Here is a 14032-nt window from a genome sequence, read left to right on the forward strand (position 1 = left end):
TTTCTTTCTCTTGAAAAGAAGGAAGATAATCAATGAAAAACTTTTCCCAACAGTTCTGTAGTTGTTGTGGATGTAGGTTTTATTCTAGTTTTCTCATTGTAGAGCTCAATAAATGGAAGGCTTGTATTATGGGAAAAATTGATGGTGCCTATTAATCGGGTATCAAGTGAACTGGTCTGCATGTGCAGGTTAATGACATAAAGCTTTCAAGGTTTAGTTTACCTTGAAGAGTAAAAATCAAGGAGCGACGATGGCTCAGACCCTAGCGATGATGTCTCAATTCAATGGTCGTAAGCGCGTACGCAAATTTTTTGGTAAGATTCCTGAAGTAGCAGAGATGCCGAATCTTATTGAGGTTCAAAAAGCGTCATACGATCAGTTTCTTATGGTTGAGGAGCCGAAAGGTGGACGACCAGATGAAGGTTTGCAGGCTGTTTTTAAATCGGTATTTCCTATTTCGGACTTTTCCGGTACAGCTATGCTCGAGTTTGTTGGTTATGAATTTGATTTACCAAAATTTGATGTTGAAGAATGTCGTCAACGTGATTTGACTTATGCTGCACCGTTAAAGGTAATATTACGTTTAATTGTTTTTGATGTTGATGAGGATACTGGCTCGAAGGATATTAAAGATATTAAAGAGCAGGGTGTTTATATGGGCGATATGCCTTTAATGACGTCGAATGGTACCTTTATTGTTAATGGTACGGAACGTGTTATTGTTTCACAGATGCATCGTTCTCCTGGTGTCTTTTTTGATCACGATAAAGGTAAGTCACATTCATCAGGAAAGTTTCTTTTTGCTGCTCGTGTTATTCCTTACCGTGGCTCTTGGCTTGATATTGAATTTGATGCTAAGGACATCATTTATGCCCGTATTGATCGGCGACGTAAGATTCCTGTTACGAGTCTTTTGATGGCATTAGGTATGGATGCATCAGATATTTTATCGACGTTTTATAATAAAGTTACTTATGAACGTGATGGAGATGGATGGCGTATTCCTTATTCTGTTGATCGCTTTAAGGGAGTGAAGCTTGTTTCTGACCTTATAGATGCAGACAGTGGTGAAGTTGTTGCTGAAGCCGGTAAAAAGCTAACGGTTCGTGCTGCAAAGTCTTTAGCTGAGAAAGGTCTCAAGGCGGTTAAAGTTAGTGAGGAAGATTTATTAGGGTGCTATCTGTCGGAAGATATAGTTAATTACCAGACAGGTGAGATTTACCTTGAAGCTGGTGATGAAATTGATGAGAAAATATTAAAGATATTGCTTGATGTTAATGCAAATCAAATCAATATCCTTGATATTGATCACATGAATGTTGGGGCATATATCCGTAATACTTTAAAAGTGGATAAAAATGAAAGTCGACAGGATGCATTGTTTGATATTTACCGGGTAATGCGTCCAGGTGAGCCACCAACAATGGATACAGCAGAAGCTATGTTCCATTCATTATTTTTTGATCCAGAGCGTTATGATCTTTCCGCTGTTGGGCGTGTTAAGATGAATCTGCGTATGGATCTTGATTGTCCAGATACGGTTCGCACTTTACGTCAAGAAGATATTCTTGCTGTTGTTAAGATGTTAGTTGAGTTGCGCGATGGTCGTGGGGAAATTGATGATATTGACAATCTTGGTAATCGGCGCGTTCGTTCCGTTGGGGAATTGATGGAAAATCAGTATCGCATTGGTCTACTTCGTATGGAGCGTGCAATAAAAGAGCGTATGTCATCGGTTGAAATTGATACAGTCATGCCACAGGATTTGATAAACGCAAAACCTGCCGCTGCAGCAGTTCGTGAATTTTTTGGATCATCGCAATTATCGCAGTTTATGGACCAAACCAATCCGTTATCAGAGATCACCCATAAGCGCCGTCTTTCTGCTCTTGGACCAGGTGGTTTGACTCGTGAACGTGCAGGTTTTGAGGTTCGTGATGTACATCCTACGCATTATGGTCGTATTTGTCCGATTGAAACGCCGGAAGGTCCTAATATTGGTTTGATTAATTCCTTAGCAACATTCGCGCGGGTTAATAAATATGGTTTTATTGAAAGTCCATATCGTAAGATTATTGATGGTAAAGTGACAACAGAAGTTATTTATCTGTCTGCTATGGAAGAATCAAAGCATTATGTAGCTCAAGCTAATTCTTCATTGGATGTTGAAGGACGTTTTACAGAAGAGTTTGTTGTTTGTCGTCATGCAGGTGAAGTTTTAATGGCGCCGCGGGATCATGTAGATTTGATGGATGTTTCACCCAAACAGTTGGTCTCGGTAGCAGCAGCCCTTATTCCATTTTTAGAAAATGATGATGCGAATCGTGCGTTGATGGGATCAAACATGCAGCGTCAGGCAGTTCCGCTTATACGTGCTGAAGCACCATTTGTTGGTACGGGAATGGAATCAATTGTTGCTCGCGATTCAGGTGCAGCCGTTAGTGCAAAGCGTGGCGGTATTGTTGATCAAGTTGATGCAACCCGTATTGTTATTCGTGCGACAGAAGATTTAGATCCTTCAAAATCTGGTGTTGACATTTATCGTTTACAGAAGTTTCAGCGTTCTAATCAATCTACTTGTATTAATCAGCGTCCTCTCGTACATGTTGGAGATCGAATAGAGAAGGGAGATATTATTGCAGATGGGCCCTCTACGGATCTTGGTGATTTAGCTCTTGGGCGGAACGTTCTTGTGGCTTTTATGCCTTGGAACGGATATAATTACGAAGATTCCATTTTGTTATCTGAACGCATTGTTGCTGATGACGTCTTTACTTCGATTCATATTGAGGAGTTTGAAGTTGCAGCACGTGATACAAAACTTGGTCCTGAAGAAATTACACGAGATATTCCTAACGTTTCCGAAGAAGCTTTAAGGAATCTTGATGAAGCTGGTATTATCTATATTGGAGCTGAGGTTCAGCCTGGTGATATTTTAGTGGGCAAGATTACACCAAAAGGTGAGAGTCCTATGACACCGGAAGAAAAACTTCTGCGTGCAATTTTTGGGGAAAAGGCTTCAGATGTTCGTGATACTTCTATGCGAATGCCTCCTGGGACTTTTGGGACTGTTGTTGAGGTTCGTGTTTTTAACCGCCACGGTGTGGAAAAAGATGAACGTGCGATGGCAATTGAACGTGAAGAAATTGAGCGTTTAGCTAAAGATCGTGATGATGAGCAGTCAATTCTTGATCGTAATGTTTATGCACGTCTTGCAGATATGTTGATAGGTAAAATTGCCGTAGAAGGTCCAAAAGGCTTTTCGAGCAATAAGGAGCTTGACAATGCGATAATGGAACGTTACCCGCGCTCGCAATGGTGGCAATTTTCTGTTGAAGATGAAAAGCTTCAAAGTGAAATTGAGGCTTTGCGCAAGCAATATGATGAATCAAAAGAAGCATTGCAACGACGCTTTATGGATAAAGTTGAAAAAGTCCAAAGAGGCGATGAAATGCCACCTGGTGTTATGAAAATGGTGAAAGTTTTTGTAGCTGTGAAGCGCAAAATCCAACCAGGTGATAAAATGGCAGGGCGTCATGGTAACAAGGGGGTTGTATCACGTATTCTTCCCGTAGAAGATATGCCATTTCTTGAAGATGGAACTCATGCGGATATCGTATTAAACCCGCTTGGTGTACCTAGTCGTATGAATGTTGGTCAAATTCTTGAAACACATCTTGGTTGGGCGTGTGCAGGTATGGGCAAGAAGATTGGAGATTTGATCGAGGCTTATCAAGAAACTGGTGATATACTTCCTTTGCGTCAGCGGATTGAAAATTTTATTCCTGATAATGGACGAAATGAGCCAATACGTCAGTATGACAATGAAAGTCTTTACAAATTAGCGCTACAGATGAGAAAAGGAGTTTCAATTGCAACGCCTGTTTTTGATGGGGCCCATGAAGCTGATATCAATACAATGTTGGAAGATGCAGGTTTGGATAGTTCAGGACAGGTTACGCTTTATGATGGTCGTACTGGTGAGCCTTTTGATCGTCCGGTGACGGTGGGGTATATTTACATGTTGAAATTGCATCACCTTGTGGATGATAAAATTCATGCACGTTCAATTGGGCCATATTCGCTTGTTACACAACAGCCATTAGGTGGTAAGGCGCAATTTGGTGGTCAGCGTTTTGGTGAAATGGAGGTTTGGGCACTTGAAGCTTATGGTGCTGCATACACTTTACAGGAAATGCTTACAGTGAAATCGGATGATGTAGCTGGTCGAACAAAAGTTTATGAAGCAATCGTGCGCGGTGACGATACGTTTGAAGCGGGTATACCGGAAAGCTTTAATGTGTTGGTAAAAGAAATGCGTTCATTGGCTCTTAATGTAGAACTTGATGATGCACGTGAACTTATTGCAAGGCGGGCATTATCTGATACAGCAGAACAATAATTTAAAGAGCGCACTAAAAAAGTGCGCTCTGATTATCTTGAAAAACTAAATCAAGAAACTTCTATAAGATAGCGCAGACAATTTAAAAAGTAAAAATAGGTTTTAAATAAGATCTGTGATAAAACTAATGAGATATTACAACAGGTTCTAAGAATCTTTGAAGGAGAACAGCATGAACCACGAGGTCATGAATCTTTTCAATCCTCAAGCACCAGCACAGACATTTGACTCTATTCGTATTTCCATTGCGAGTCCTGAAAAGATTTTATCTTGGTCGTATGGTGAGATCAAGAAGCCTGAGACTATTAATTATCGGACTTTTAAGCCGGAGCGTGATGGTCTTTTTTGTGCACGTATATTTGGCCCGATTAAGGATTATGAATGTTTATGCGGTAAATATAAACGCATGAAATATAAGGGCATTATCTGTGAAAAATGTGGTGTAGAGGTTACTCTTTCGCGCGTACGCCGTGAGCGTATGGGACATATTGAGCTTGCGGCACCTGTGGCTCATATTTGGTTCCTTAAATCGTTACCAGGACGCATTTCTACACTTTTAGATTTGACTTTGAAGGATATTGAGCGAGTTCTTTATTTTGAAAATTATATTGTAACAGAACCAGGGTTGACATCTCTTAAGCTTCATCAGCTTCTTTCTGAAGAAGAATATATGCTTGCTATTGATGAGTTCGGGGAAGATCAGTTTACTGCTATGATTGGTGCTGAGGCTATTTACGAACTTTTAGCAAGCATGGAGTTAGAAAAAATCGCGAACGATTTGCGTGTTGAATTATCTGAAACAACTTCGGAATTAAAGCAGAAAAAATTAATCAAACGACTTAAAATTGTTGAGAATTTTCTTGAATCTGGCAATAAACCAGAGTGGATGATTATGAAAACAATTCCAGTTATTCCACCGGATTTACGTCCATTGGTTCCACTTGATGGGGGGCGTTTTGCGACGTCAGACCTGAACGATCTTTATAGGCGGGTTATAAATCGTAATAACCGATTGAAACGACTTATTGAGTTGCGTGCTCCTGGAATTATTGTGCGCAATGAAAAGCGTATGGTGCAGGAAGCTGTTGATGCATTGTTTGATAATGGTCGGCGTGGGCGTGTAATTACTGGAGCAAATAAGCGTCCGCTCAAGTCTCTTTCAGATATGCTCAAGGGTAAACAAGGACGTTTCCGTCAAAACTTACTTGGGAAGCGTGTTGATTATTCTGGGCGTTCTGTTATTGTGACAGGTCCTGAATTGAAATTGCATCAATGTGGTCTTCCCAAAAAAATGGCTTTGGAATTATTTAAGCCATTTATTTACGCTCGGCTTGATGCGAAAGGGTATTCGTCAACTGTAAAACAGGCAAAGAAGCTTGTTGAAAAAGAGCATCCGGAGGTTTGGGATATTTTGGATGAAGTTATTCGTGAGCATCCTGTTTTGCTCAATCGTGCACCAACATTGCACCGTTTAGGGATCCAGGCTTTTGAACCTATCTTGATTGAAGGCAAAGCTATCCAGCTTCATCCGTTGGTGTGTACCGCTTTTAATGCGGATTTTGATGGTGATCAGATGGCGGTTCACGTTCCACTTTCTCTTGAAGCACAGCTTGAAGCCCGTGTTTTGATGATGTCGACCAATAATATTCTTCATCCAGCCAATGGTGCCCCAATTATTGTTCCATCACAGGATATGGTTCTTGGTCTTTACTATCTTTCGATCGTGACTGAAAAAGAACCGGGAGAGGGGATGGCTTTTGCCGATATGGGTGAGCTCCATCATGCTTTGGAAAATAAGATTTTAACTCTTCATACGAAGATTAAAGGCCGTGTTAAAAATATGGGTAAGGATGGAAAAGAGGTTTCTAGACTTTACGACACAACACCTGGCCGTTTGATTATTGGAGAACTTTTGCCGAAAAACCCCAATATTTCATTTGATATTGTCAATAAAGAAATGACTAAAAAGAATATTTCTAAAATGATTGATCAAGTTTATCGGCACTGTGGACAGAAAGAGATAGTTATTTTTTGTGATCGTATTATGCAGCTTGGCTTTTCGTATGCTTGTCGTGCGGGGATTTCATTTGGCAAGGACGATATGGTTATCCCTGATAGCAAGTCGCGTTTGGTTGCAGAAACGGAAGCTTTGGCTAAAGAATATGAACAACAATATAATGATGGCCTGATTACGCAAGGTGAAAAATATAACAAGGTTGTAGATGCGTGGGGTAAATGTACGGATCGCGTTGCGGATGAAATGATGAAACGTATTCAAGCAGTTGAATTTGATCCAAAAACAGGACGTCAGCGTCCAATGAATTCAATTTATATGATGTCACATTCTGGTGCGCGTGGTTCTGCTAACCAGATGAAGCAGTTGGCAGGTATGCGCGGATTAATGGCAAAGCCATCAGGTGAAATTATTGAAACCCCAATTATTTCAAACTTTAAAGAAGGGCTAACAGTTAACGAATACTTTAATTCGACTCACGGTGCTCGAAAAGGGCTTGCTGATACTGCGCTAAAAACAGCTAACTCTGGTTATTTAACACGGCGTCTTGTTGATGTTGCCCAGGATGCTATTATTTCAGCGGTTGATTGTGGTACTGCAAAGGGGCTAACTATGCAGCCGATTGTTGATGCAGGGCAAATTGTCGCATCTCTTGGGCAAAGAATTCTTGGTCGCACAGCGCTTGTTGATATTTTGCATCCAGTCTCTGGAGAAGTTATCCTTGAAGGTGGAGCAATGATTGAGGAAGCTGATGTTGCTAAGATTGAAGAAGCCGGAATTCAGTCAGTTCAAATTCGCTCTGCTTTAACATGTGAAACACGTCTTGGTGTTTGTGCTAAATGCTACGGTCGTGATTTGGCACGTGGGACACCAGTTAATCAGGGGGAGGCAGTTGGTGTTATTGCTGCTCAATCCATTGGTGAACCGGGAACTCAGCTTACTATGCGAACCTTTCACTTAGGAGGAACGGCGCAAGTTGTTGATTCATCTCATTTAGAGGCTTCTTATGAAGGCATCGTAGAGATTCGTAATCGCAATGTAGTTCGTAATTCTGAAGGTCATTTGGTGGTCATGGGACGTAATATGGCTATCCTTATAAAAGATGAGGCTGGAAAAGAGCGTGTAGTGCATCGTGTTAGTTATGGTGCGCATATTTTTGTTGATGATGGTGACGTGGTTAAATGTGGCCAACGTATAGCAGAATGGGATCCCTATACACGTCCGATTTTAACTGAAGTTGAGGGGTATGTAGGCTTTGAGGATATGATTGATGGTTTATCAGTTACTGAAACAGCCGATGAATCTACAGGTATTACCAAGCGTTTGGTGATTGATTGGCGTGCTAATCCGCGTGGCGCTGAGCTAAAACCAGCCATTATTATTCACGCAGATAAAAAGGGTAACACCATTGCTAAATTGCATAAGGGAGGTGAAGCCCGTTACATGATGTCAGTGGAAACTATTCTTTCTGTTGAGCCTGGTTCTCATGTTAAAGCCGGTGATGTTATTGCTCGCTTGCCGATGGAAAGTGCTAAGACAAAAGATATTACAGGTGGTTTACCACGTGTAGCCGAGCTTTTTGAAGCGCGGCGTCCAAAGGACCATGCTATCATTGCTGAGGTCAGTGGTACAATACGATTTGGGCGTGGTTATAAAAATAAACGTCGTATTATCATTGAACCAAATGATGAAAAGTTCGAGTCCGTAGAATATTTGATTCCAAAAGGAAAATTGTTTCATTTTCAAGAAGGTGACCAGATTGAAAAAGGAGATTATATCCTCGATGGTAATCCGGCACCTCATGATATCTTAGCAATTAAAGGTGTTGAAGCTTTAGCATCTTATCTTGTTAATGAAATTCAAGAAGTTTACCGTTTGCAAGGTGTTTTGATTAATGACAAGCATATTGAAGTGATCGTTCGTCAAATGTTGCAAAAGGTTGAAATTACTGAATCTGGAGATTCTGGTTATATTCCAGGTGATAATGTTGACCGTATTGAATTAGATGAGATCAATGATAATTTGATTGCAGAAGGGAAGAGACCTGCATCTGGTAATCCTATCCTTCTTGGGATTACAAAAGCTTCTCTTCAAACTCCCTCTTTTATTTCGGCAGCATCATTTCAGGAAACAACAAGGGTGCTTACGGAGGCAGCAGTTTCTGGTAAAATTGATACTTTGCAAGGTCTTAAGGAGAATGTTATTGTCGGTCGTCTTATTCCTGCAGGTACAGGTGGTACGATTGCTCAAATTCGTCGTATCGCTGCAGTTCGTGATGATTTAATTGTAGATGAACGACGCAAATCTAGCAATAATGAGATAGCTAAGGCTATGTTGACAAATATGGTAACTGAAACAGTTTCTGAATAATTTGAGCTTGTGCTAAAAAGAGTATGAAGAAAACGCTCGAATTTTAAATTCGGGCGTTTTTTAGAACTCAGAAGAAAATGGTTATATTTTTAACATTCTTGATAGCTTATTGTATCTTTTTTATAATGATATTCATTTTTCCTTTGTTTAATTTATAAAATTTCTTATTTATGCTATTAAATTAAAGAGTTCATTTTCAGGACATTTAAAGCTGAAAATTGCCTAAGGTAATAGGTAGCGATGGTTTAAAGGAGAAGAGTAACTTATCTGAAAAATGAGGTAACAACTTGTTTTGAATGTTTTTTATTGATGTTTTCTATAAAGCTTGAAAAGGCATCATAAGAAAAGATCAAAAATCTTTTTTGTAATCCAGAAATTGAGTTATTTTTACTATACAATGTTTAAGTAAAGAGAAAGCTTCGTATTTCTTTATATTTAAAAGTTCAGGAAAGTAGAGTGTAAAATACTAACTAAAAGTTTATAGAAAACAGATATATTTCTAATAACGGTATGGTTTATAAAAATAAAATGGGAAAGTGTATGAATATTATTCAATTGGTTAATTGACACGTGAATTTTCAATACATACTCTGTCTTTGCGTTATTATGGAGAAAAGGGGTTTTTGTGTCTTTCTAGCGTGGTGACACACGGCTTAAATGTCTCCAAGCCGTTTAGCTAGAGTTTAAGCATTATATGGGTGGTATAATGCAACAAAGTAAATGCGATGTCGAGAAAACATCGCCAAAAATGTCTTAGATTACAAGAAAAAACTTGATTTGGAGGCATGACAAACAAAGTCCACTATTATAGGGCTTTATCATCCTTATCAATAAATCAAGATAGAGAACGCTTATGAGAAAAGATGTTGGATAAGCAATCATCTCCCTTAATCGTAGTATATTGCAGCCCACTAAGCTATGATATAACTGGACGTAATAACCGGTTGAGGTATATTACATAATTATTAAGACTATGATAAATGAATTATCAGACAAAAAGTTTGAATATTTCCAAAACATTCTTGAAACTGCATTTTTCGTAAAGCATCCCGTAGGCACAGTTAATCAGGTGTGTGAAAGCTTATGGGAATAAATTTTGCTCATGAGGAGAAAGTTTTATATGAATAATATTTCCATGAAAAATGGTGGGAAACACTATTTACATTCCCAAATCGTACCAATTTTAAACGGCATTGAATATTAAATTTATGCTGAATCTTTTTTAGATTCTAATATTATTTTTTTAACAAAAACCTGCTAAATATTCAATTATTAATAATCTAAATGGTGAGATTACGAACCTGTTTTAACATGTTTAAAATCATTTTAGTGATTAAACCCAAAAACTAGAATAGTTTGTTTGTTCGAGACTTTTATTTTTTTAACTTGCGGCTATTGAAACTCGAAGTTTGTTCAAGGTTGAAAGAAGCTAGCAAGGTTTTTATTTCTATAATATTGTGTCATGTATGATTTAAATGATTATAGATCTTTTAACTTTGGAAGAAAAATGCCTACAGCTTTTAATCTTGATAAGCCTTTAGCAAGAATGAGGCGTATTGGGCAGAAATTTCTTGATATGACTATATAAAACTTTTGATGTTTCAGACAGTTTATTTTATTTGAACTCTTTTTATCTTATGAAGAAAAAGTGTTATAGTTTTGGAAATTATATTGAAGGTGATTTTGTAACAATGGAAAAGATCTTTAAAAATATCCAAAGCAGATTTGTCTTGAGTCTGAATGATTGTGATTTGGTGCGAGAGACCTTTTAAAGATTCCGATTTTTAAAAAGTAGAGATATTTTAAGCATCTGATACGGTTAAAAAAATATCTCGAATAAAGGTTCTGATTTGTAGTAATTGAAAGACATATTTGGGAATCCTATTCCCCTCTTGCTTATTTAAGAATCCTTCATATTTAAAAATTCTAATAAAAATAACAGGCTATGCGCAATATAAAAGCGTATGGTGCCCCCAGAGAGACTCGAACTCCCGACCCCCTGATTACAAATCAGGTGCTCTACCAACTGAGCTATAAGGGCATAATAACCACGTAGGGAGTAGCACAAACTCACAAAAAGGAAAATAGAAAATTACCAATTTTTTAAAACTTTTATCACAAATTATAAAATAATCAGTTTCTTTATTTTCTACCATACTTTACAGTAGTATTGTTATAATACTTCATAGAGAAGCGTTAGTAAGAGTTATCATTTTGTGATCGGATCACGAATTTGAAGAAGTTGGTTGCTTAGATAGATATTTTTCTAGCCAATGAATATTATAATTGCCATCTGTGATATCTTGATTGTTAATGAGATCGCGAAAGAGAGGCAATGTAGTTTTAATCCCATCTACTACAAATTCATCTAAAGCACGTCGTAAACGCATCATGCATTCTAAACGAGTTCGTCCATGAACAATTAGCTTTCCAATCATACTATCATAATAAGGAGGAATTCGATAACCTGAATAAGCGCCTGAATCAACGCGAATCCCTAAACCTCCAGGTGTATGAAAATGTGTGATGATTCCTGGTGACGGTGTAAAGGAAAGAGGATCTTCCGCATTAATACGACATTCAATAGCATGACCAGAGAAGCAAATGTCTTGTTGTGCAACTGACAGTTTTCTGCCTGATGCAATATGAATTTGTTCATGGACTAAATCTATGCCTGTAATTGCTTCAGTTACAGGATGTTCGACTTGTAAACGTGTATTCATTTCAATAAAGTAGAATTCACCATTTTCATAAAGAAATTCAACAGTACCAGCTCCACGATATCCGAGTTGTGCACAGGCAGATGCGACAATATCACCAATTTTTTTTCGTTCAGTTTCATTAAGAGCAGGTGATGTAGCTTCTTCCCATATTTTTTGATGACGTCGTTGAAGTGAACAATCGCGTTCTCCTAAATGAATAGCATTCCCTGCTCCATCACCTATAACTTGAATTTCGATATGACGGGGCTTTTCTAGATATTTTTCAATATAAACTGCATCATCACCAAAAGCTGCTTCTGCTTCCGAGCGGGTTGTTTTGAGAGCTAAAGAAAACTCTTGTTCAGAGTGAACAACTTTCATACCGCGTCCACCACCACCGGCAGAAGCTTTAATAATAACTGGATAACCAATTTCATGAGCAGTGCGTAAAGCGTCTGCTTCTTCAGTGACAGCTCCATTTGAACCGGGAACTACAGGAATTCCGAGTTTTTTAGCAGTTTTCTTTGCTTCGATTTTATCACCCATAATTCGAATATGCGCAGCTGTAGGGCCGATGAATATAATATTATGGGCTTCTAGAACATCGGCAAATTTTGCATTCTCAGAAAGAAAACCATACCCGGGATGAACAGCATCAGCTCCTGTAATTTCGCACGCCGCAATAATTTGATGAACACTTAAATAAGAATCACGTGCTGGGGGAGGACCAATACAGACACTTTCATCAGCAAGACGAACATGCATTGCATCAGCGTCAGCAGTGGAATGAACGGCTACGGTTTTTATACCTAATTCTTTGCAAGCTCGCAGAACGCGAAGAGCAATTTCTCCCCGATTAGCAATGAGGATTTTTCGAATCATAGTTGTCTCTCGCTTTATTCAACAATAATAAGTGGTTCACCAAATTCAACGGGTTGGCCATCTTTAACAAAAATAGTGGTCACCGTTCCTGAGCGTGGTGATGGAATTTGATTCATCATTTTCATTGCTTCAATGATGAGTAACGTTTGTCCTTCAGAAACATTTTGTCCTATTTCTACAAAAGGCTGTGCACCTGGCGAAGGTGCAAGATAGGCTGTTCCGACCATTGGAGATGTTATGGCGTCTTTAGATTTGTCTTCTTGTATAGGAGCTGCAGTCGTTTGGGCAGGGGAAGAAGTTAGGGCAACACTAGGGGAAAGAGGCGTATAAATTGTTTGTTCAGGAGTAACTGAAGCATTTTGACGTGATACACAGATACGAAGCCCTCCCTGTTCAAGTTCAATATTCGTTAAGTTTGTATCATTTAAAATTTCAGCAAGGTCACGAATAATTTTTGTATCAATTGCATTATATTTTGCCGCTTCCATTTTTTTTATTGCCATTTTATTTCTAACTCCTTGATCAATGAAGATCGTCATTATTTAATTCTTATGACTGAATATCTCTAGACTACGGATGACCCTTAAAGGCTTTTATTAAAAGCTATTTACTTTATTTAAATTATACTCTGCAATCTTAAGTCAGTATCTGTTATACGAAATTGCATTTATAAGTCTGTTATCAAAAAAGAGAAAGCATAAAATCATTTCCTTGACGGTATTCTTCAATAAAGTTGACGAGGTAAAGAAAAGATATTCACTGTATATTTTCTATGGACTCTTTTAATATATCTTGGCTCACAGCTCCGATGAGCACTTTATCACCAATGATATAAGAAGGTGTTCCTGTAATATTAAGTTGAGAGGCGATTTGAATATTCTCTTTAAAGGCATTTTGAAGATTAGAATCTTTTATTGCATTGCGCAGTCTTTTTTCATTTGCTCCTAATGAAACTGCTATTTCTATGGCTTTAGCTTCATTCGCACGACTCTTATTATTTAAGAGCGCTTTATAAAATTGAGGATATTTCTCTGGAAATTGTTTTCGAAAAGCATAAGCAACAGTGTGCGCTGCCATAGAATCAGGACCTAGAACTGGTAAATCTTTGATGATAACTCGTAGATCTGGGTTCTCTTTTATTAAGTTTTCTATGTATGAATAGGATATTTTGCAATATCTGCAATTATAATCGAAAAAATCAACCAGCATTCTTTTACCATTTGGATTTCCAAAAACAGCATCATGAGGGGAGTAAAAAATTTCTTTTTTTAACGAATTAATAATTAAAGTTTGGTTTTCGGAATTTTGCTTACTTCGCTTTTCCAGCTTTTCTTGAAGGATCAGCTGCATTTCAATTATAATTTCTGGATTAGTGAGTAAATAATCTTTTATAATTTTTTTAATATCATGATCATCGATATATGGTGTAATCTTCTTCTTGAGTTTAAGTAAAAAAGCAGGATCTTCCAAAAGCTGTTTCTTAAGATTTTCCAAGTTCAGATAATTTGCTGTTTTTTCATTTGATATCGCATTTGATAAACAATATGAAAAGAATACAGTACTCAATATAACTATTGCTAAAAATTTTGCAATGAGCGTTGTTTTTGAGTGTTGAGATTGATAGATCATTTATATGCCTTTATATTGCTATTGTAGGATTGA

At 38.0% G+C, this 14032-nt stretch carries 5 protein-coding genes and 1 tRNA gene; 2 read left to right on the plus strand and 4 right to left on the minus strand.

Features of this window, described 5'->3' with window-relative positions:
• The first annotated feature begins 250 nt into the window (after positions 1–250).
• Together rpoB and rpoC are read left to right on the plus strand one after the other, a co-directional pair.
• Positions 251–4402 (plus strand): DNA-directed RNA polymerase subunit beta, encoded by a 4152-nt coding sequence (rpoB, locus tag HWV54_RS06490; protein WP_005865527.1) that lies wholly within the window; start codon positions 251–253, stop codon positions 4400–4402.
• A 172-nt stretch (positions 4403–4574) separates the two neighbouring features.
• Complete coding sequence (gene rpoC / locus HWV54_RS06495; RefSeq protein ID WP_176953567.1) at positions 4575–8786, plus strand: DNA-directed RNA polymerase subunit beta'; 4212 nt, start codon at positions 4575–4577, stop codon at positions 8784–8786.
• 1965 nt (positions 8787–10751) lie between these two features.
• On the opposite strand, the gene HWV54_RS06500 is transcribed toward rpoC, so the two are convergent.
• The 4 genes from HWV54_RS06500 to HWV54_RS06515 all read right to left on the minus strand — a co-directional run bounded on the left by HWV54_RS06500 (position 10752) and on the right by HWV54_RS06515 (position 13999).
• Positions 10752–10827, minus strand: a tRNA-Thr gene (locus tag HWV54_RS06500).
• Between the two features lie 184 nt (positions 10828–11011).
• On the minus strand, positions 11012–12370 hold the full coding sequence (accC, locus tag HWV54_RS06505) for an acetyl-CoA carboxylase biotin carboxylase subunit (protein WP_005865523.1): 1359 nt from the start codon (positions 12368–12370) through the stop codon (positions 11012–11014).
• 14 nt (positions 12371–12384) lie between these two features.
• Positions 12385–12873: an acetyl-CoA carboxylase biotin carboxyl carrier protein gene (accB, locus tag HWV54_RS06510; protein ID WP_005865521.1), complete on the minus strand. Its 489-nt coding sequence runs from the start codon at positions 12871–12873 to the stop codon at positions 12385–12387.
• Positions 12874–13126: 253 nt separating this feature from the next.
• The gene (locus tag HWV54_RS06515; RefSeq protein WP_005865519.1) at positions 13127–13999 is read right to left on the minus strand and encodes a DsbA family protein; all 873 of its coding nucleotides are present in this window, start codon (positions 13997–13999) and stop codon (positions 13127–13129) included.
• Between the last annotated feature and the right edge of the window lie 33 nt (positions 14000–14032).

Source organism: Bartonella alsatica, assembly GCF_013388295.1.
Taxonomy (GTDB): Bacteria; Pseudomonadota; Alphaproteobacteria; order Rhizobiales; family Rhizobiaceae; genus Bartonella; species Bartonella alsatica.

Coding starts and splice junctions, on each gene's coding strand:
- rpoC (WP_176953567.1), top strand. CDS start 4,575: ATGAACCACGAGGTCATGAATCTTTTCAATCCTCAAGCACCAGCACAG.
- HWV54_RS06515 (WP_005865519.1), bottom strand. CDS start 13,999: ATGATCTATCAATCTCAACACTCAAAAACAACGCTCATTGCAAAATTT.
- rpoB (WP_005865527.1), top strand. CDS start 251: ATGGCTCAGACCCTAGCGATGATGTCTCAATTCAATGGTCGTAAGCGC.
- accC (WP_005865523.1), bottom strand. CDS start 12,370: ATGATTCGAAAAATCCTCATTGCTAATCGGGGAGAAATTGCTCTTCGC.
- accB (WP_005865521.1), bottom strand. CDS start 12,873: ATGGCAATAAAAAAAATGGAAGCGGCAAAATATAATGCAATTGATACA.